Source organism: Ideonella oryzae, assembly GCF_024055665.1.
Lineage (GTDB): Bacteria > Pseudomonadota > Gammaproteobacteria > Burkholderiales > Burkholderiaceae_C > Ideonella > Ideonella oryzae.
The window spans coordinates 24,356-44,737 of sequence record NZ_JAMXMC010000004.1 but is presented as its reverse complement, the minus strand read 5'-3'; the positions used below and the strand labels follow the sequence as shown (position 1 = coordinate 44,737).

16 protein-coding genes are annotated in these 20,382 nt (G+C 67.6%); 3 read left to right on the top strand and 13 right to left on the bottom strand.

From position 1 onward, the window contains the following. Positions 1-31: 31 nt before the first annotated feature. From dnaK to argA, 10 genes are all read right to left on the bottom strand, one after another. The gene (gene dnaK / locus M0L44_RS07055) at positions 32-1,978 is read right to left on the bottom strand and encodes a molecular chaperone DnaK (RefSeq protein WP_252768949.1); all 1,947 of its coding nucleotides are present in this window, start codon (positions 1,976-1,978) and stop codon (positions 32-34) included. Between the two features lie 95 nt (positions 1,979-2,073). Next, complete coding sequence (gene grpE, locus M0L44_RS07050) at positions 2,074-2,595, bottom strand: nucleotide exchange factor GrpE (protein WP_252768948.1); 522 nt, start codon at positions 2,593-2,595, stop codon at positions 2,074-2,076. An 80-nt stretch (positions 2,596-2,675) separates the two neighbouring features. After that, positions 2,676-3,107, bottom strand: coding sequence for an RNA-binding S4 domain-containing protein (locus M0L44_RS07045; protein ID WP_252768947.1), 432 nt, complete (start codon positions 3,105-3,107; stop codon positions 2,676-2,678). 30 nt (positions 3,108-3,137) lie between these two features. Further along, positions 3,138-4,232 (bottom strand): ferrochelatase, encoded by a 1,095-nt coding sequence (gene hemH, locus M0L44_RS07040; RefSeq protein ID WP_252768946.1) that lies wholly within the window; start codon positions 4,230-4,232, stop codon positions 3,138-3,140. A 41-nt stretch (positions 4,233-4,273) separates the two neighbouring features. Further along, positions 4,274-5,221, bottom strand: a complete 948-nt coding sequence (locus M0L44_RS07035) for an adenylate/guanylate cyclase domain-containing protein (protein WP_252768945.1) — start codon at positions 5,219-5,221, stop codon at positions 4,274-4,276. Between the two features lie 46 nt (positions 5,222-5,267). Continuing rightward, entirely contained in the window at positions 5,268-7,508 is a 2,241-nt protein-coding gene (gene rpoD / locus M0L44_RS07030; protein ID WP_252768944.1) for an RNA polymerase sigma factor RpoD, read from the bottom strand. Between the two features lie 306 nt (positions 7,509-7,814). Beyond that, entirely contained in the window at positions 7,815-9,701 is a 1,887-nt protein-coding gene (gene dnaG, locus M0L44_RS07025) for a DNA primase (protein WP_252768943.1), read from the bottom strand. 197 nt (positions 9,702-9,898) lie between these two features. After that, on the bottom strand, positions 9,899-10,204 hold the full coding sequence (locus tag M0L44_RS07020; RefSeq protein WP_252768942.1) for an H-NS histone family protein: 306 nt from the start codon (positions 10,202-10,204) through the stop codon (positions 9,899-9,901). A 162-nt stretch (positions 10,205-10,366) separates the two neighbouring features. Then, positions 10,367-10,639 carry an oxidative damage protection protein gene (locus tag M0L44_RS07015; protein WP_252768941.1) on the bottom strand — a complete coding sequence of 91 codons (273 nt, stop codon included), beginning with the start codon at positions 10,637-10,639 and terminating at the stop codon, positions 10,367-10,369. A gap of 38 nt (positions 10,640-10,677) precedes the next feature. Continuing rightward, positions 10,678-12,018, bottom strand: coding sequence for an amino-acid N-acetyltransferase (gene argA / locus M0L44_RS07010; protein ID WP_252768940.1), 1,341 nt, complete (start codon positions 12,016-12,018; stop codon positions 10,678-10,680). A gap of 11 nt (positions 12,019-12,029) precedes the next feature. Here argA and hrpA point away from each other — a divergent pair, with 11 nt between their 5' ends. Continuing rightward, complete coding sequence (hrpA, locus tag M0L44_RS07005; RefSeq protein WP_252768939.1) at positions 12,030-16,076, top strand: ATP-dependent RNA helicase HrpA; 4,047 nt, start codon at positions 12,030-12,032, stop codon at positions 16,074-16,076. Here hrpA and M0L44_RS07000 read toward each other — a convergent pair. Together M0L44_RS07000 and serB are read right to left on the bottom strand one after the other, a co-directional pair. Next, on the bottom strand, positions 16,036-16,758 hold the full coding sequence (locus tag M0L44_RS07000) for a PleD family two-component system response regulator (protein ID WP_252768938.1): 723 nt from the start codon (positions 16,756-16,758) through the stop codon (positions 16,036-16,038). The genes hrpA and M0L44_RS07000 overlap by 41 nt on opposite strands. Before the next feature lie 90 nt (positions 16,759-16,848). Then, the gene (serB, locus tag M0L44_RS06995; RefSeq protein ID WP_252768937.1) at positions 16,849-17,559 is read right to left on the bottom strand and encodes a phosphoserine phosphatase SerB; all 711 of its coding nucleotides are present in this window, start codon (positions 17,557-17,559) and stop codon (positions 16,849-16,851) included. 158 nt (positions 17,560-17,717) lie between these two features. On the opposite strand from serB, the gene M0L44_RS06990 reads away from it, so the two are divergent. Both M0L44_RS06990 and M0L44_RS06985 read left to right on the top strand, forming a co-directional pair. Next, positions 17,718-18,236, top strand: coding sequence for a pyridoxamine 5'-phosphate oxidase family protein (locus M0L44_RS06990; protein WP_252768936.1), 519 nt, complete (start codon positions 17,718-17,720; stop codon positions 18,234-18,236). Further along, complete coding sequence (locus M0L44_RS06985; protein ID WP_252768935.1) at positions 18,233-19,573, top strand: GAF domain-containing protein; 1,341 nt, start codon at positions 18,233-18,235, stop codon at positions 19,571-19,573. Before M0L44_RS06990 ends, M0L44_RS06985 begins: the two co-directional genes overlap by 4 nt. A 33-nt stretch (positions 19,574-19,606) precedes the next feature. On the opposite strand, the gene M0L44_RS06980 is transcribed toward M0L44_RS06985, so the two are convergent. After that, the gene (locus tag M0L44_RS06980; RefSeq protein ID WP_252768934.1) at positions 19,607-20,341 is read right to left on the bottom strand and encodes a hemerythrin domain-containing protein; all 735 of its coding nucleotides are present in this window, start codon (positions 20,339-20,341) and stop codon (positions 19,607-19,609) included. Positions 20,342-20,382 lie beyond the last annotated feature (41 nt).

Genomic DNA, 20,382 nt, shown 5'->3' with positions numbered 1-20,382 from the left:
AGGGCCGGGCCGCTGTGCCCGACCGTGCCGATCACTTCTTGACTTCCTTGAACTCGGCGTCGACCACGTCGTCCGCGTTGGCCTTGGGTGCTTCGCCACCCGGCTGAGCGCCGGCGGCATCGCCACCGGCTGCGGCCTGGGCCGCCTGCTGGTCGGCGTACATCTTTTCGCCCAGCTTCTGGCTGGCGGTCATCAGGGCCTCGGTCTTGGCCTCGATGGTCGCCTTGTCGTCGCTCTTGAGCGCTTCCTCGGCATCCTTCAGGGCGGCCTCGATCTTCTCTTTCTCGCCGGCGTCCAACTTGTCGCCGTACTCGGCCAGGCTCTTCTTGACGGAGTGGACCATCGCGTCGGCCTGGTTGCGGGCCTGGATGACCTCCAGCTTCTTCGCGTCCTCGGCGGCGTTGAGCTCGGCGTCCTTCACCATCTTCTGGATCTCGTCCTCGGTCAGACCCGAGTTCGCCTTGATGGTGATCTTGTTTTCCTTGCCCGTGCCCTTGTCCTTGGCGCTCACGTGCAGGATACCGTTGGCGTCGATGTCGAAGGTCACCTCGATCTGGGGCAGGCCACGCGGTGCCGGAGCGATGCCTTCCAGGTTGAACTCGCCCAAGCTCTTGTTGGCCGAAGCCATCTCGCGCTCGCCCTGGAAGACCTTGATGGTCACGGCCGGCTGGTTGTCGTCAGCGGTCGAGAACACCTGCGAGAACTTGGTCGGGATCGTGGTGTTCTTCTTGATCATCTTGGTCATCACGCCACCCAGGGTCTCGATGCCCAGGGACAGCGGGGTGACGTCCAGCAGCAGCACGTCCTTGCGCTCACCCGAGAGCACCTGGCCCTGGATGGCGGCGCCGACGGCCACGGCCTCGTCGGGGTTCACGTCCTTGCGCGGTTCCTTGCCGAAGAACTCCTTGACCTTGTCCTGCACCTTGGGCATGCGGCTCATGCCGCCGACCAGGATGACGTCGTCAATCTCGGAGACCTTCACGCCCGCGTCCTTGATGGCCGTGCGGCAGGGGTCGATGGTGCGCTCGATCAGTTCTTCGACCAGGCTTTCCAGCTTGGCGCGGGTCAGCTTGACGTTCAGGTGCTTCGGGCCGGTGGCGTCGGCCGTGATGTACGGCAGGTTGACGTCGGTCTGCGAGGAGTTCGACAGTTCGATCTTGGCCTTTTCGGCGGCTTCCTTCAGGCGTTGCAGGGCCAGCACGTCCTTGGTCAGGTCGACGCCGGATTCCTTCTTGAACTCACCGATGATGTAGTCGATGATGCGTTGGTCGAAGTCTTCGCCACCCAGGAAGGTGTCGCCGTTGGTCGACAGCACCTCGAACTGCATTTCGCCATCGACGTCGGCGATCTCGATGATCGAGATGTCGAAGGTGCCGCCGCCCAGGTCATAGACGGCGATCTTGCGGTCGCCCTTGCCGCCCTTGCCGCCCTTGTCCAGGCCGAAGGCCAGTGCCGCGGCGGTGGGCTCGTTGATGATGCGCTTGACTTCCAGGCCGGCGATGCGGCCGGCGTCCTTGGTGGCCTGACGCTGGGCGTCGTTGAAGTAGGCCGGCACCGTGATCACGGCTTCGGTCACAGCTTCGCCCAGGTAGTCCTCGGCGGTCTTCTTCATCTTGCGCAGCACTTCGGCGCTGACCTGCGGGGGGGCCATCTTCTTACCGCGCACTTCCACCCACGCGTCGCCGTTGTCGGCGGCCGCGATGGTGTAGGGCATCAGGTTGATGTCCTTCTGGACTTCCTTCTCGACGAACTTGCGGCCGATCAGGCGCTTGACGGCGTACAGCGTGTTCTTCGGGTTGGTCACGGCCTGGCGCTTGGCCGAGGCGCCGACCAGCACCTCACCGTCTTCCTGGTAGGCGATGATGGACGGCGTGGTGCGCGCACCCTCGGAGTTCTCGATCACTTTGGTCGAGTTGCCTTCCATGATGGCCACGCACGAGTTGGTGGTGCCCAGGTCGATGCCAATGATCTTGCCCATGTGTGTTTCTCCTGAATTCGTTTCCGGTTGACCGGCAATTGCGGGTGGCGGCCGGCATTTCAAGGCGCCGGAGGCCGGGATTCGTGGGGTTGTGCTTACTTTGGCGCGGCCACCGTCACCAGGGCGGGGCGCAGCACGCGATCGGCGATCAGGTAGCCCTTCTGCAGCACGGCGACGACCGTGTTGGCTTCCTGCTCGGCGGGCACCATGCTGATGGCTTGGTGCTGGTGGGGGTCGAAGCGGGTGCCGGCCGGCGGATTCACTTCCAGCACCTTGTTGCGCTCCAGGGCCGAGGCCAGCTGGCGCAGGGTGGCATGCACGCCTTCGAGCACCTTGTCCACCGGGGCGTCCGGCATGGCGATGGCGGCCTCCAGGCTGTCCTTCACCGGCAGCAGGCTCTCGGCGAATGATTCCACCGCGAATTTGCGGGCCTTGGAGATCTCCTCCTCGCTGCGGCGGCGGACGTTCTCGGCCTCGGCCTTGGCGCGCAGGTAGGCATCCGACATCTCGGTGTGCTTGGCTTCCAATTCCGCCAGCCGGGCTTCCGGGGAAAGCGCTTCGGGGGCGGCGGCGGTGTCGGGGGCCTGGGGCTCGGGTGTCGTCTCGTTCTGGGTCATGGTGGGTTTGAAAAGGTCGGGACTGCCCGCAACCTGGGGGTGTCCTGGGCCATTTCAAGACCCTACCGGCAGAAATATTTTCAGCTTGGCTCGTCTTCCAGGCCGGCACTCCAGCGGTTCCAGTCGCTCAACTGGCGTCGGTCCCGCTTGGTGGGGCGGCCCTGGGTGAGGGTCTGAGCGGGCTCGACGCCCTGGCGGCGCGCCTCGCGGGCGGCTTCGCGGGCCGACAGGCTGCTGGCGGTTTCCTCGTAGAGCTGTTGCGCCACTGGCGCCGGCCCGCGCACCTGGCTGAGCCCCAGCACCCGTACCTCGCGCGGCGGCATGCCGGGCTCGCGCAGCAGCAGGGTGTCGCCCAGGCGAACTTCCCGGGCGGGCTTGGCGGGCTGGGCGTTCACCTCCACCCGGTTCTTGCCGATGGCTTCGACCGCCAGCGCGCGCGTCTTGAAAAAGCGCGCGGCCCACAGCCACTTGTCCAGCCGCACGCCGGTCAGTTCGGGCCGAGGATCAGCCATGGCGAGTCCCGGGAGCAGGGGCTGTCGGGGTCATTGCGCTGCTCCCAGCGCCAGGGCACGCTGGCGGCTGGCCTCCCGCTCGGCGTCCGTGACCGGTGTCATCGTCCAGCCGGCCAGATGGCGCTCGGCCACGGCCAGCAGGGCGGCCATGCCTTCGTCGCTGTCGTTCAGGCAGGGCAGGTAGTGGAAGGTCTGGCCGCCTGCGGCCAGGAAGGCGGCGCGCCCCTCCTGGGCAATTTCCTCCAGGGTCTCCAGGCAGTCGGCCGAGAAGCCAGGGCAGACCACCTGCACATGGTGCAGGCCCTCGCGCGCCAGCGCTTCCAGCGTGGGTTCCGTGGCCGGCTCCAGCCACTTGGCCTTGCCAAAGCGGCTCTGGAAGGTCACCCGCAGGCGCTCGCGCGGCCAGCCCAGGGCCTCGGCCAGCAGCCGGGCCGTCTTGTGGCACTGGCAGTGGTAAGGGTCGCCCAGGTGCAGGGTGCGTTCGGGCATGCCGTGGAAGCTGGTCATCAGCACGTCCGGCTCGCCCAGCGTGGCCCACTGGCTCCGGATGCTCGTGGCCAGGGCCTGGATGTAGGCCGGATCGTCGTGGTACTGATCGACAAAGCGCAGCTCGGGCACCCAGCGGCTGGCCTGGCCCCAGGCGGCCACGGCGTCGAAGGCACTGCCGGTGGTGGCGCCGGAATACTGCGGGTAGGCGGGCAGCACCAGGATGCGCCGAGCACCGGCCGCCGTGAGGCGGTCCAGACCCTGGTCCACTGAAGGCTGGCCGTAGCGCATGGCGGGCTCGACCAGCACCTGGCTGCCGGGGTGGGCCTGGGCCAGCCGGGTTTGCAGCGCCGCTGCCTGCCTGCGCGTCCAAACCAGCAGGGGCGAGCCCTCGGGGGTCCAGACGGTGGCGTACTTGCGGGCCGATTTGGCCGGGCGCACCCGCAGGATGATGCCGTGCAGGATGGGCATCCAGAGCAACTTGGGGATCTCGACCACCCGGGGGTCACTGAGGAACTGCGCCAGATAGCGCCGCACGGCGTCGGCGGTGGGAGCGTCAGGGGTGCCGAGGTTGACCAGCAGGATGCCGATCGGTGCCGGCTGTCCGTGCTGGAAGGCGGGCGTGGTGGAGGGGCTCATGGCGGGGCGGTCATCGGCCGTCCTGAAGCAGGGCGGCCCGGTCAGTTGAACAGGGGCAGGGTCTCGATGCGCTCAGGGGGCACGTTCAGCAGATCGAAGGACACCACGGGTGCGGTCGGGTCGTTGGGAGGGCTTCCCAGGCCGATCTGGCCGCGGCCGTGCAGAGTGCAACTGCCACGGCGCAGGCTGATCACTTCGTCCTCACCGGCAAAGCGCACGAAGGTGCCGTTGATGCTGAGGTCGGTGAGCTGCAGGGCTCCCCCCTGGAGTTCGATCCGGGCATGACTGCGGGAGACGCGGACATCGTCGACGATCAGGTTGGCTCCGGCCGCCCGTCCCAGCACCAGAGGCAATTCGTCCCGGTGGTAGGTGTGCACGCCTCCGGCCCAGACCAGCTCCAGACCCTGGACCTCGGCCGGATCGGCCGCCTCCTCGAGCTGGGTGACCTGGGTGTCCATGCCCGTCTGGCGACTGAACTGGAAGATCTCCACCGGTTCGTTGCGACCGCGCAGATGCACGCGGTCCAGGCGACGGAAGCGGGAACGGGCCTCCCAGGCCAGTTCGTCATGGACGTCACGGCTGACCAGGAGCTCGCCGTCCCCGGCGTGCTCCAGCAAGCGGGCAGCCACGTTGACCGCATCGCCAAAACAGTCACCGCCCATTTCCACCACCTCGCCTGCGGTAATGGCCACCTGCAGGTGCGGCCGTCCGGTGCGGCCCTCATCGAGGGCGCGGGGAGGCCGGCGCTCGAGTTCTTCCTGCATCTGTACCGCGGCGACCACGGCGTCCGGGCTGTTGGGAAAGACGGCCATCAGGCCGTCCCCCAGGGTCTTGACCAGCTGCCCACCACAGGCCGGAATGCAGCGCACCAGCGGGCGCATCAGTTCGGAAACCACCGAACTGGCCTGGGCGTTGCCCAGGGCCTCATACAGGGCCGTGCTGCCGCGGAAGTCGGCAAAAAGAACGGTTCTGCGCTTGATGGTCGCCATGTGCCGGGCAGTTTAGCGCGCTGCCCGGCACACGTGCAGACCCCGGTCAGATGTTGTCGAGGTAGGTCCGCAGCTTGTCCGAGCGGCTCGGGTGCTTGAGCTTGCGGATGGCCTTGGCCTCGATCTGGCGGATGCGTTCGCGGGTGACGTCGAACTGCTTACCCACCTCTTCCAGCGTGTGGTCGGTGGACATTTCGATGCCGAAGCGCATGCGCAGCACCTTGGCCTCGCGCGGGGTCAGGCTGTCGAGGATGTCCTTGACCACGTCGCGCAGGCCGGCCTGCATCGCGGCTTCCACCGGGGCCACGTTGTTCGTGTCCTCGATGAAGTCGCCCAGGTGGCTGTCGTCGTCGTCACCGATCGGCGTTTCCATGGAGATCGGCTCCTTGGCGATCTTCATGATCTTGCGGATCTTGTCCTCGGGCATCTCCATCTTCTCGGCCAGCGTCGGCGCGTCCGGCTCGTAGCCGAACTCCTGCAGGTGCTGGCGCGAGATGCGGTTCATCTTGTTGATCGTCTCGATCATGTGCACCGGGATGCGGATGGTGCGCGCCTGGTCGGCGATCGAGCGGGTGATGGCCTGACGGATCCACCACGTGGCGTAGGTGGAGAACTTGTAGCCGCGGCGGTATTCGAACTTGTCCACCGCCTTCATCAGGCCGATGTTGCCTTCCTGGATCAGGTCCAGGAACTGCAGGCCGCGGTTGGTGTACTTCTTGGCGATGGAGATCACGAGACGCAGGTTGGCCTCGATCATCTCCTTCTTGGCGTCGCGCGAGGCCTTCTCGCCCTCGTTCATGCGCCGGTTGATCTCCTTGAGGTCCTCGATGGGCACCACCGCGCGGGCCTGCAGATCAATCAGCTTCTGCTGCAGTTCCTGCACGGCGGGCAGGTTGCGGCTCAGCACGGCGCTGTAGGGCTTGCCGGCGGTGGCTTCCTTGTCGGACCACTTCAGGTTCAGCACATTGGGCGGGAAGGTCTTGATGAAGTGCTCCTGCGGCATGCCGCACTTGTCCACCACGATCTTGCGGATCTCGCGTTCGTAGCGGCGCACGTCATCGACCTGCGAACGCAGGATGTCGCACAGCTTCTCGATGGTCTTGACCGTGAAGCGGATGGTCATCAGCTCGTCGCTGATGGCCTGCTGGGCCTTGTCGTAGGACGCCGACTTGTAGCCTTCCTTCTCGAAGGCCTTGCGCATCTTGTCGAAGTGGGTGCGCAGGTGACCGAACTTCTCCAGGGCCGCGAGCTTCAGCTCCTCGAGCTTCTTGGTCAGGGCCTTGGAGCCACCGTTGCCGTCGTCGTCGTCGTCCTCGTCGAACTCGTCGAAGTCTTCCTCGGCCACGTAGTCGTCGGCCTCGTCTTCGGCGACAAAGCCATCGACGGCTTCGGAGATCTGCATCTCACCGGCCGCTATCTTGTCGGCCATGCCCAGGATCTCGGCAATGGTGGTGGGCGAGGCCGAGATCGCGAGCATCATGGCCTGCAGGCCGCCTTCGATGCGCTTGGCGATCTCGATTTCGCCTTCGCGGGTCAGCAGCTCGACCGAGCCCATCTCGCGCATGTACATGCGCACCGGGTCGGTCGTGCGGCCGAATTCCGAATCGACGGTGGACAGCGCGGCTTCCGCGGCTTCTTCCGCTTCCTCTTCGGTGGCGGTGGAGGTGGCGCCGCCGGCAATCAGCAGCGTGGCGGCGTCGGGCGCCTGCTCGTAGACCGCGATGCCCATGTCGTTCAACATGGACACGATGGCTTCCAGGATCTCGTTCTCGACCAGCTTTTCAGGCAGGTGGTCGTTGATTTCCTGGTGCGTGAGGTAGCCACGCGTCTTGCCCATCTTGATGAGGGTCTTGAGCTCCTGGCGGCGCTTGGCGACTTCCTCTTCGGTCAGGGCAGTTTCGTCCAGGCCGAACTCGCGCATCAGCGCGCGCTCCTTGGCGCGGCTGACCTTCATGCGCAGCGGCTTGGCCTTGGGCTTGTCCTCGCCGATCTCGACCTCGACCACTTCGGTGGACTCGGTCTCGGGCTCGGCTTCGCCTTCCAGTTCCGCCTCGATGTCGCCGAGATCCTCGTCGATCTCTCCGGCCGCCTTCTTCTTGGGGGACGCGGCTGCCACCGTCGTTTCAGCCTTGGGCTTGCGGCCCCGCTTGGGCTTGATTTCGTCGCTCGCGGCAGCCGGGGCCGCGGCCTTGGCGGCGGCCTTCGTGGCCCGGGGCTTCACCGGCTGCAGTTCTTCGCCTTCAGCGTCGGGCGTGGCAGTCTTGGCGGCAGTCTTCTTCGCGGTCATGCAAATCCTTGAGGAATGAATCGGACTCGGGTCCGGCGATTCACCCGGCACGACAAAGCGAACTCATTCGAAAGTGAGCAGCAGCAGGGCGTGCGCAGGCAAGGGCACCCACCCAGATGGGGGCGCCAGCCGAACAGGCAAGATCGCGGGGACGCTGATCGATTGCAGCCCTTGCGGGAGAGTTAGGCCAAATTGGAACCCGTGACGCGGGCGGCCTGGACCGGAGGTGCTGCTGTCCCTCTTGCCGAGGATAATTTTCGGATTATACCCATTGCTCCGGCAAATCCATTCCGGCTTCGGGTGGATTCAGCTGGTCGTGGCCGCCTGGCTCAGACGGAGTTTGACCTCGCGCCATTGGCGATCCAGCTCTCGGTACCGGCTGAGCAGATCAGGGTGCTGGGCGGCCTCGGACAGCAGGGTTTGCATTTCCCGGGCCAGCTCACGCTCCACCAGCACGTCCAAGGCGCGACGCAGGTCTTCGGGCGTGGCGCCCGGGTCGGCATCGCCGTCGGCGATCGCGCGGGCGGTGTCGTCGAAAGCCGGATCCTGGGCCAGCACTTCCCGCAGGACCGCCCACGCGCGGGGGCCGTGCTCTGCAAGGTCACGTTCCAGCCAGGCCACCAGCGGCCCATGGGGGGGCGGCAGGGCATGCAGCAGGTCCTGCTCGTGGGTGGGCAGGTCCAGCCACCAGGCCGGCTGGCCAAACAGCATCTGCAGTGCGCGGTCCTCCGGGCGCTTCGGGGGCTGACGCCGTCCGCCAAAGCTTCTGGCGTTGCCGGCGGTCGAGGCCTCCCGCCCAAAGCGGCCACCGCGCCGGAAAGGCGCTCGCTCCGGTGTCGCACCGTCCGTCGGGCCGGGGTTGGGGGCGGCGCCCTGGCGCTGGCGGGCGCCTCCGTCCTGCCACAGTCTTGCGAGCTCATCCACGGGCAGTCCGCCGGCCCGGGCCAGTTCGCCCAGCAACTGAGACTTGAGTGCGCCCTCCGGCAAGGCCAGCCAGAGGGGGCGGGCCTGGGCCAGCATGCGGGCACGCCCCTCGGCCGTGTTCAGATCGCACTCCGCCGCCGCGTGCTCCAGCAACTGGCGCGACAGCGGCACGGCGTCGCGCACCTGACCCTCAAAGGCTTCGGGCCCAAAGGCGCGCACATAGCTGTCCGGATCGTGTTCCGGCGGCAGGAAGAGGAAACGGAAGCTGCGGGTGTCGCTGGCGTGGGGCAAGGCAGCCTCCAGAGCCCGGCCGGCTGCCCGGCGGCCAGCGGCATCGCCGTCGAAGCTGAACACCACCTGCTCGGTGAAGCGCAGCAGCTTGTGCACATGGTCGGCCGTGCAGGCGGTGCCCAAGGTGGCCACGGCGTTCGGGAAGCCGAGTTGGGCCAGGGCCACCACGTCCATGTAGCCCTCGGTCACCAGGGCGTAGCCCTTGTCCCGCAGTCCGCTGCGGGCCTCGTACAGCCCATAGAGTTCTCGCCCCTTCACGAACACCGGGGTTTCCGGTGAGTTCAGGTACTTGGGCTCGCCCTTGTCTAGCACCCGGCCGCCAAAGGCGATGGTCTCGCCCTTGACGTTGCGGATGGGGAACATGATGCGGTCGCGGAAGCGGTCGTAGCGGCGCTGCTCCTCGCCGGCTTCCCCCTGCAGGATCACCAGCCCGGATTCGACCAGCAGCGGGTCGTCATAGTGCGCAAACGCGCTGGCCAGCCCGTGCCAGCCGTCTGGCGCATAGCCCAGGCCGAAACGATGGGCAATCTCGCCGCTCAGTCCGCGACCCTTGAGGTAGGCAATGGCCCGCTGCGAGCTCTTCAGATGCTGGCGATAGTGCTGGGCGGCGCGCTCCAGCACCTCACTGAGGGTCCGCTGACGCTGGCGCTGTTCGGCCGCGGCCGCCTGCTCCGCCGCACTGCGCTCGTCCTCGGGCACCTGCAGGCCCACCTGCTGGGCCAGATCCTGCACCGCCTCGACGAAGCTCATGCCATGCAACTCGGTCAGGAAGCGGATGGCATCGCCATGGACGCCGCAGCCGAAGCAGTGGTAGGTCTGCCGTGTGGGGCTGACGATGAAGCTGGGCGACTTCTCGCCGTGGAAAGGGCACAGGCCCTTGTGGTTGATGCCGGCCTTCTTGAGCTCGACATGGCGGCCCACCACATCGACGATGTCGACGCGGGACAGCAGTTCCTGGATAAAGCCGTGGGGAATCACGGCGTCAGTCTAGTGCAGCCGGAGCGTGGGGCCTGTTCAGACGCAAAAAAGGGGCAGTCGGAACTGCCCCTTCGGAGAAAGCATCGTAAGAAGCGAGGTTCGGATCGTTTCCGGCTTGCACCGCCTGTCGGCGTCCCCCGTACGTTGCCGTGTTGCTCAGATCCGGCCCATGGGCCTCGGATGCTGGGAAATGACGATCAGATGGCGAAATCGCTCAGCGACTTGCCTTCGGCCAGAGCGGCTTGCAGCCACTTGGGCTTCAGGCCACGGCCGGTCCAGGTCTGGCTGGTGGCCGGATCGCGGTACTTCGCTGCCACTTTCTTGGTGCCTTCGGCCTTGGGGGCTGTCGGTGCACGGCCGGCCAGATCAGCGGCGGTCAGGCCATATTCGGCCATCAGCGACTTCACCTTGGCAATCGCATCTGCACGGGCGGCACGCTGGGCCTCCGCAATCTGCTTTTCGAGCGCGGCCTTCTGGGCCAGCAGTTCTTGAATGTTCGTCATCGGGTTATCTCCAATCTTGAGGGCTCGGGGAGAGCGATTGGATGATAACCGAGGTTTTTCCGGGATTTCAATCGACACTGGTTATCGATTGCTACCAGTCTCCCCTATTTACAGTCTCTTGAAATCAGGAGAACCGATCGGGTGGCCGAAGTTCCCCTGAACTCAGGCCGCCGGGGGCACAAAGCCGGTGGGTTGGTCCGCCGAGCCGGAAAACAGGAATTGCTCCATCTGCCGGGCCAGATACTGACGGGCGCGGGCATCGGCCAGATTCAGGCGATTTTCGTTCACCAGCATGGTCTGGTGACGCTTCCACAGCTCGAAGGCTTCCTTGCTGATGTTGTCGTAGATCCGCTTGCCCAGTTCGCCGGGATAGGGCGCGAAGTCCAGGCCCTCGGCGTCCTTGTTCAGGTAGGTACAGTGGATGGTGCGTGCCATGTTGGATAAGGCTCCAGAAAGAATGAGGGGACCCGGTTTCAACCGAGTTTTTTGACCAGAACCTGTGAGCGCCGGTCCCAGTTGTATTTGCGCTTGCGGGCCTCGGGCAGCCACTCGGGATTGACCTGCACGAAGCCGCGCTTGATGAACCAGTGCATGGTGCGGGTGGTCAGCACGAAGATGCTGTCCAGCCCCATGGCGCGGGCGCGCTGCTCAATGCGCTTGACGATCTTGTCACCGTCGCCTTGACCTTGCACCTGCGGGGACACTGTCACCGCGGCCATCTCGCCGGTCCTGGCTTCCGGATAGGGGTAGAGCGCCGCGCAACCGAAGATCACGCCGTCGTGCTCAATCACGGTGTAGTTGGCGATATCCCGCTCGATTTCGGTGCGGCTGCGCTTGACCAGCGTGCCATCCATTTCGTAGGGCTCGATCAGCTTCAGGATACCCCCCACGTCATCCGAGGACGCTTCCCGCAGGCTCTCCAGTTTTTCATCCACGACCATGGTGCCGATGCCGTCGTGGGTGAAAACCTCCATCAGCAGGGCGCCATCCATGGCGAACGGAAGAATGTGGGAACGCTCCACGCCGCCCCGGCAGGCCCGCACGCAATATTGCAGGTAGAAGCCGGGGTCGGTGGGCTGCATGGGGCGTGGCAGCGAGGCCAGCAGACGCTGCGCGTCGGGCAGTGCAATTTCGGTGTCGACCGGGCTGTCCGGATCATCCTGGGATTCCCGGATGCCCGGGATCTCCGTCATGAACAGCAGTTTGTCCGCCCCCAGGGCAATGGCCACCTCGGTGGCCACGTCTTCCATCGAGAGGTTGAAGGCCTCTCCCGTGGGCGAAAAACCGAACGGCGAGAGCATCACGAGGGCGCCGATGTCCATGGCCCGGCGGATGGCGGTGGCATCCACCTTGCGCACGACGCCGCTGTGCATGAAATCCACGCCATCGACGATGCCCACGGGCCGCGCGGTGAGGAAATTGCCGGAAATCACCCGCACCGTGGAATTGGCCATCGGGGTGTTGGGCAGGCCTTGGGAAAACGCCGCCTCGATTTCAAACCGCAGCTGCCCGGCGGCCTCCTGGGCGCAATCCAGCGCCACCGGGTCGGTGACCCGCATGCCATGCGAAAACACCGAGGCATGGCCCTTGGCCTGCAGTTGTTCATTCACCTGCGGGCGGAAACCATGCACCAGCACCAGATGCACCCCCATCGCGTGCAGGATGGAAATGTCCTGCACGAAGGCGTTCAGCCGTCCCGCGGCAATCAGCTCGCCGGTGATGCCGATCACGAAGGTCTTGCCTCGGTAGGCGTGGATGTGCGGCGCCACCGAGCGAAACCAGGGGACAAAGGTATGGGGGAAGACAAGGTCCATGGTGAACGGAATTGTGCCGTACCCCCGAGGCCCCGCGGACGGCGTGGCGCAGGTCCAGCACCGATAATCCCCGCCCTGTGACCGATTCCGCCTCCCGCACCCGTCCCCCCGCGGCGCCTGCCGCCGCCCCGCGCGCTCCCCGGCCGCCCCGATCCGCGGGGGCGCCGCGTGCGCCACGGCCCGCCACGCCGGTACCGCCCATCACCTTCCCTGAGTCGCTGCCTGTCTCCGGCCGGCGCGAGGAGATCGCCCAGGCCCTGCAGGCCCACCAGGTGGTGATCGTCTGCGGCGAGACCGGCTCGGGCAAGACCACCCAGCTGCCCAAGATCGCGCTGGCCCTGGGCCGCGGCCTGGGCGCTGGCGGGCAGGGCCTGATCGGCCACACCCAGCCGCGGCGGATTGCTGCCAGTTCGGTGGCCAAGCGCATTGCCGAGGAGCTCAACTCGCCGCTGGGCGAGGTGGTGGGTTACAAGGTCCGCTTCAACGACCGGCTGCAGCCCGGCGCCAGCGTCAAGCTGATGACCGACGGCATCCTGCTGGCGGAGACCCAGACCGATCCGCTGCTCAAGGCCTACGACACGATCATCATCGACGAGGCCCACGAGCGCAGCCTGAACATCGACTTCCTGCTGGGCTACCTGCGTCAGATCCTGCCGCGCCGGCCCGACCTGAAGATCATCGTCACCTCGGCGACGATCGATGCCGACCGCTTTGCGCAGCATTTCGCCTCGGCCAAGGGGCCGGCGCCGATCATCCTCGTCAGCGGCCGCACCTTCCCGGTGGAGCAGCGCTACCGCTCCTTTGAAGAGAGCAAGGAGTTCGACCTCAACGACGCCATCGCCGACGCGGTGGATGAGCTCTGGCGCGAGGGCCCGGGCGACATCCTGGTCTTCCTGCCCGGCGAGCGCGAGATCCGCGAGGCGGCCGACCACCTGAACAAGCACCTGGCTCAGCGTCAGCGGCATGGGCCGCAGCCGGACATCCTGCCGCTGTTTGCTCGCCTCTCGCAGGCCGAGCAGGACCGGGTCTTCAGCCCGGGCAATGGCCGGCGCATCGTGCTGGCCACCAACGTGGCCGAGACCTCGCTGACCGTGCCCGGCATCCGCTACGTGGTCGACAGCGGCCTGGCGCGCGTCAAGCGCTACAGCTACCGCAACAAGGTCGAGCAGCTGCAGATCGAGTCCATCAGCCAGGCCGCGGCCAACCAGCGCGCGGGCCGCTGTGGCCGCGTGGCCAACGGCATCTGCATCCGGCTCTACGACGAGAAGGACTTCCAGGGCCGGCCGCGCTTCACCGACCCCGAGATCCTGCGCTCCTCGCTGGCCGGGGTGATCCTGCGCATGAAGTCGCTGCACCTGGGCGCGGTGGAGGACTTCCCCTTCCTCGAAGAGCCGCCGCGCAAGGCCATTGCCGATGGCTACGCCCTGCTGGGCGAGCTGGGCGCGGTGGACGAGGCCAACGAGCTCACCGCCATCGGCCAGGAGCTGTCCAAGCTGCCGCTGGACCCGCGCGTGGGCCGCATGATCCTGGAGGCGCGCGACCGCCAGAGCCTGAGCGAAGTGCTGATCATCGCCTCGGCCCTGTCCGGGCAGGACGTGCGCGACCGCCCGCTGGAACAGCAACAGGCCGCCGACGAGAAGCACAAGAAGTTCGACGACGAGAAGTCGGAGTTCATGGGCTACCTCAAGCTCTGGCAGTGGATCGAGGAAGGCCGCGGCCAGCACGGGCATGGGGCACAGGGGGGGGCGGCCGGCCAGAAGACCGACAGCCACAAGCTCAGCAACCGCCAGCAGGAAGCCCGGCTGCGCGAGAGCTTCGTCAACCCGCGCCGTGTGCGCGAGTGGCGCGACATCCACAGCCAGCTGCACACCGTGGTGGCCGAACACGGTTGGCGCCTGAACCAGAGCCCTGCCACCTACGAGCAGGTCCACATGGCCATGCTGGCCGGCCTGCTGGGCAACGTGGGCTGCAAGTCCGACGACGAGGACTGGTACCTGGGTGCGCGCGGCATCAAGTTCTGGCGCCACCCGGGCGCCCACCTGTCCAAGAAGCCGGGCCGCTGGCTGGTGGCCGCCGAACTGGTGGACACCACCCGCCTGTTCGGCCGCGGCCTGGCCGCGATCGAGCCGCAATGGATCGAGCGCATCGCCGGCCACCTGCTCAAGAAGCAACTGCTGGAGCCGCACTGGGAGAAGAAGGCTGCCGAGGTCGTCGCACTGGAGCGCGCCACGCTCTACGGCATCGTCATCTACCACCAGCGCAAGGTGAACTTCGGCCGGGTGGACCCCAAGACTGCGCGCGAGATCTTCATCCGCGAGGCCCTGGTCAATGGCGAGTGGGACAGCCGCCTGCCTTTCATTGCCCACAACCGCAAGATGATCGCCCAGGTGGAGGAGCTGGAACACAAGTCGCGCCGCCAGGACGTGCTGGTGGACGAGGAGCTGATCCACGCCTTCTACGACCAGCAGGTGGGCGCCGAGGTGGTCAGCGGCGCCACCTTCGAGCGTTGGTACCGCGAGGCCAGCTGCGACAACCCCAAGCTGCTGATGCTCAGCCGCGAGGAGCTGATGCGCCACGAGGCCGCCGGCGTGACCACCAGCGCCTTCCCCCGCACGGTGCGTCTGGGCGGGGTGGACTGCGCGGCCAGCTACCTGCACCAGCCCGGCGACCCCAAGGACGGCGTCACCGTCACCGTGCCCATCTACGCGCTCAACCAGGTCAGCGAGGAACGCTGCGAATGGCTGGTGCCCGGCATGCTGGAGGCCAAGGTGATGGCCCTGGTCAAGAGCCTGCACCAGCGGCCACGCTCCCGCCTGGTGCCGCTGCCCGAGTTCGTGGCCGAGTTCTGCGCCACCGCACCCTTTGCCCAGGGGGCCCTGGTGGACGCGCTGCTCAAGGCCGTGCGCGAGCGCACCCAGCTGGCCATCCAGCGCAACGACTTCAAGCTCGAGCAGTTGCCGCCCCACCTGTTCATGAACTTCCGCGTGGTGGACGAGTACGGCCGCCAGCTGGGCCTGGGCCGCCAACTGGCCACTCTCAAGGCCGAGCTGGGCGGGCAGGCGCGCTCGGCCTTCCAGGCCCTGGCCGCGCTGAAGCTGCAGGCCGGCCCGGAACCTGCCCCGCAGCCGAAGATGATCCGCACGCCCTCGGGCGGCCAGGCGGCTGTGGCGGTGGTCAAGGCCGCTGCGCCCGCGCCGGCCGACACCCCGGTGCAGCAGCACACCGCCTGGACCTTCGGCGAGCTGCCCGAGCTCATGGAAATCCGCAAGGCCGGCCAGACGCTGATCGGCTTTCCGGCGCTGATCGACAAGGGCGCGCATGTCGAGATCGAGGTCTTCGACGAACCGGACGTGGCCGCGGCCAGGCACCGCGGCGGCCTGCGCCGTCTGGTGGCGCTGCAGATCCGCGAGCCGCTGAAGTACCTCGAGAAGAACATCCCCGACCTCACCAGGATGGCGGTGGCCTACATGCCCCTGGGCACGGCCGAGGAGCTCAAGGCCCAGATCATCGACGTGGCGCTGGACAAGGCCTTCCTGGCCGATCCGCTGCCGCAGGACAAGCCGGCTTTCGAGCGCCGCATCGAGGAAGGGCGCAGCCGCCTGAACCTGATCGCCCAGGAGGTGGCCCGCCTGGCCGGCACCGTGCTGGCCGAGTACGCCGCCGCCGCGCGCAAGCTCAAGGACGCGCGGCCGCCCAAGGACGTGGCCGACGACATCACCGCCCAGCTGCAGCGCCTGGTGCCCAAGCGCTTCGTGGCGCTCACGCCCTATGCGCAGTTGCAGCACTTCCCGCGCTACCTCAAGGGCATCGTGATGCGGCTGGACAAGCTGCGGGCCGACCCCGCGCGCGACGGCCAGCGCCTGGCCGAGCTGCGCCCGCTGGAGCAGCGCTACCAGCGCCGTCTGGCGGATCTGAAGGGGCAGGCCGACAGCCGGCTGGACGACTTCCGCTGGCAGTTGGAGGAACTCCGCATCAGCCTGTTCGCCCAGGAACTGCGCACGCCGCAGCCGGTGTCGGTCAAGCGGTTGGAGAAGACCTGGGCTCAGCTGTCCAGCTGAGCGGCGCGAAGCAGCGGCCCATCAGCCGTTCGAAGGCCGGGTCCAGGGTCTGCGGCGGGCAGGGCAGATGGCGGTCGGCCCACTGGCGAAGGGCCGGGCCGCCGCGCGGCACGCGGGTCAGGGCCATGGCCGCCTCCACCGAGGCGTCGTCCCGGCGCAGGCTCAGCAGCCGCTCCAGCACCTCGCGGGCGGCATGCAGCGTGCCGGGCAGCAGATGCGGTTCGTGCAGCAGATCGGCCTGGGCCTGCCAGACCTGGGTCAGGGCCTCGTCCAGAGCGCCCGCGGGCGAGGCTTCGATGATGGCGCGTGTGGCGGGCTCATTGCCCATCAGCAAGGCCAGGCGCAGCAGCAGGTCCTCAAAGCCAGTGTCGTAGCCGATGCGGAAGTTCACGCCAGCGCGGCGCGCCTCCCGGATTTCGGATTCTTCCTCGTCGCCCCCCAGCTGCAGCACCGGGATGTGGGCCCAGTCCCTGTGGGTGCGCAGCAGGTAGCTCAGGCCCAGGCCTGCACTGCTGTGGCTGCCGCCGTTGACGACGATCAACTGCAGCGGCTTGCGTTTGAGGACATCCAGGGCGTCCCAGGGTGTGGCAACGGCCTCTGGCTCCCAGCCCACGGTGGCCAGCAGTTCCAGCACCACCCGGCAGCGCGGGGCAACGGGGTCGACGATCAGAATGTGGCTCATGCCAGCGATATCGGTCGCCAGCCGGCCGGGATTGAGCCGGGAAAGTGCGCGGTGTGTGCCAGGCGTCACGCCAGCACGTTCCCTGAAGGCTCAGCGCAGCAGTTCGAGCAGGCGGTCCATGCCGCCCTGTTCGATCGACACCTTGGCCTGGGCCCGCACGGCCGGCTTCGCGTGGTAGGCCACCGACAGGCCGGCCATGCCCATCATTGGCAGGTCATTGGCGCCATCGCCCACGGCGATGGCCTGGCCCGGGGCGATGCCCAGTTGCTCGCAGGTCTGCAGCAGGGTGCGGCGCTTTTCCTCGCCGTCCACGATGTCGCCCCAGACCTGGTCCACCATGCGGCCGGTCAGGGTATCGCCCTCGATTTCCAGCACATTGGAGCGGGCGAAATCCAGCTTCAGCCGGTCCTTCACACGGTCGGTGAAGAAGGTGAAACCGCCGGAGACCAGCAGCGTCTTCAGGCCGGCGGCCTGGCAGGCGGCCACGAAGGTGGCCACGCCGGGGTTGAGCTGCAGGCGCTCGTCGTAGATGGCCTGCATGGCCGACACCGGCACGCCGCGCAGCAAGGCCACACGCTGGCGCAGGCTTTCCTTGTAGTCGGCGATCTCGCCGCGCATCGCGGCCTCGGTGATAGCGGCCACCTCGGCCTTCTTGCCCACGGCCGAGGCGATCTCGTCCACGCACTCGAGGTTGATCAGCGTGGAATCCATGTCGAAGGCGGCCAGGCGGTAATCGGCCAGGCGCAGCGGCGGGGTCAGGCCCTGGACCTTCAGGCCGGGCGCGAATTCGGTGTGGGACATCGGAGGGCCGGGTGGGCAGGGCGCCCCGGCAGGCAGGCAAGGAAGGAGGCCGATTTTACGGGCGGGCCCGGCCCACTTGGCGGCCGGCGGGTTCTCGGGCACCCTTGCACCCCTGGGCCGACTACAGGCTTCTGGCGGGAGCCACAGGGATGAGGGACATGACGGAAGACGTCGCACCGACGCAGGCGATCACGCTGGGTGAAAGCATCCTGACCCTGATGGCCCGCCCGATCTCGGTCATCGTGGGCAGCAGTGATGCCGCAGGGCAGCCGCACCTGATCCGCGCGGTGGGCTTCGCCTGGGACGCCGATCGCGCGCGGGTGTCCGTTTACGTGCCCGAGCACGGCCGCGAACCGGTGCTGGAAGATCTGCGCCGACGTGGCTGGGTAGCCGTGGTGCTCAGCGAGCCCTCCACCCACGCCTCCGTGCAACTGAAGGGGCGTGACGCCCTGGTGGAGCCGGCCACGGCCGAGGATCTGGCCCATGTGGCCCAGGGCGTCGAGCACTTCGCCGATGAGCTTGAGGGCATCGGCTTCAGCCGGGAACTGGCCCATGCGCTCAAGAGCACGCAGGCCGCCCCGGTGTGGGCCGTGCGTTTCACCCCCACCCAGGCCTGGGAGCAGACACCCGGCCCACGCGCGGGCACCCGGCTGGATCCCGCCGGGGGGGCCGCATGAGCCTGACCGTCGACAGCGTGAGGGCCTGTCTGGAGGGCGGCATTCCCGGGGTCATGGCCACCGCCAGCGCCGAGGGCGAGCCCAACGTGGCCTACCTCTCCCAGGTGGAGTACGTGGATGCGCGCCATGTGGCCCTGTCGTTCCAGTTCTTCAACAAGACTCGGCGCAACGTGCTGGACAACCCCCAGGTGGAGCTGCTGGTGGTGCATCCCGTCACCGCGGCGATGTACCGGCTGCGGGCGCGCTACCTGCGCACCGAGTCCGAGGGGCCGCTGTTCGAGCGCATGAAGGCCAAGCTGGCCGGGGTGGCCTCACATGTGGGGATGGCCGAGGTCTTCCGCCTGCGCGGTTCCGATGTCTACGAGGTGCTGGCCGTCGTGCAGGTGGGGGCTCCCACGCTGCCGGAGGCCCCGCCCGGCCTCAACCGCCTGGCCGCGCTGCGCCGAACGCTGCAGGCACTGATGCCCTCGCAGACGCTTGAAGCGCTGTTCGACACCCTGCTCGACGCCCTGCAGCGCGAGTTCGAGATCGATCACGCCATGGTGCTGATGCATGAAGGCGAGCGCCAGTGCCTGGCCACCGTGGCCAGCCGCGGCTATGGCGCTTCCGGCGTCGGGGCGGAGATTCCGGTGGGCCAGGGCGTCATCGGCGTGGCCGCGCGCGCCCACACCCCCATCCGCATCGGCCACTTGACCCAGGACCGGGCCTACAACCAGACCATCCGCGAGGCCCTGGTGCGTGAGGGCGGGCAGCCGCTGGAGGACGAGATTCCCTGGCCCGGGCTGCCGCAGCCGCACAGCCAGCTGGCGGTGCCCATCTGCGACGGTGGCGAGCTGCTTGGCGCGCTGTTCGTCGAAAGCACCCGGGACCAGCGTTTCACCGGTGACGACGAGGATGCGCTGCTGGCATTGGCCGCCCATGTGGGGGCCCTGCAGCGCCACCTGCAGGCCCGGGCAGACGAGGCGGAACCTGCCGAGCCGGCGGCCGCCGAGGCTGGGGCCAACCCCCAGGGTGAACTGCTGCGGGTGCGCCATTTCGAGGCCGACGGCAGCATCTTCCTGGACGACCAGTACCTGATCCGCGGCCTGGCCGGCTCCATTCTTTGGCTGCTGCTGCAGGAGCACGCCCGCCACGGCCGCACCGAGTTCTCCAACCGCGAGTTGCGGCTGGCACCCAGCCTGGGCTTGCCCGAAGTGGGTGACAACCTGGAGGCCCGGCTGTTGATGCTGACCCGCCGGCTGGAGGAGCGTTGTGAGGGGTTGCGGCTGGTGCGCACCGGCCGCGGCCGGTTCCGGCTGTGCCTGCAGCGGCCCCTGAGCCTGACGCTGCAGGCCTGAGCCCGGCCGCACCTGTCCGCGCAGGTTGGTGTCTCAGTTCGGCGGCAGGTACAGCGCCGCCGCGAGCTTGTTCCATTCCCCCTCGGGCAGCTCCCGCCGGGCGATGGTGATGACGGCCTCGAAGACCGCCGGCGGCATGCCCTGACGGGCGCCGGCGAGGAAGGCGCTGCGCTCGGGGGCATTGAGCGCACCGATCATCCAAGGCAGCGTGGCCATCATGATGGCCGGCGGGATGGTCGCCACCAGTTCACCCTCCAGGGCCTGGAGGGCAGCATCGTCGTAATGGCGCCAGAGCACGGCGTTGAAGTCCTGGTCCTCCACCCGCATGTGGATCAGGTCCTCGGCCATCAGCACGGCCAGCGTCTGGTACAGGCGGTTCAGGGCCTGACTGCGGGTCGTGCCGTGGCTGGCTTCGACCACCGCGGTCAGCTCGCGTACTGATTCGAGCGTGTCGCGGTGCACCTCGTGCTCCGCCGTGATGGCCGCAGTGCAGCCCGGCTGGGCCTGCTCCAGCGCCGGATGCATGAAGCGGTCCTCATCGGCGTAGTGAACCTCGCAGATGTCGCACAGGGTGCGCACCTGGCCCAGCACCTGTGCCATCGCTTGGCTGTCGTCCGGGTCGGCCTGGCCCAGACGCACCAGGGTGTCGGCATAGAGGCGCCGCAGGGCCTTGTGGATGCCCTGGTAGAGGTCGTACCGGGGCGCGGTGGCGGCCGGGGAGGTCCGGGCGGCGTTGGTGTGCTGGTGGGCGAGAGAAGTGTCCTGCATGTTGGCTCCTGTTGGTGTGCTCGCCAGCGCGATGGGGCTGG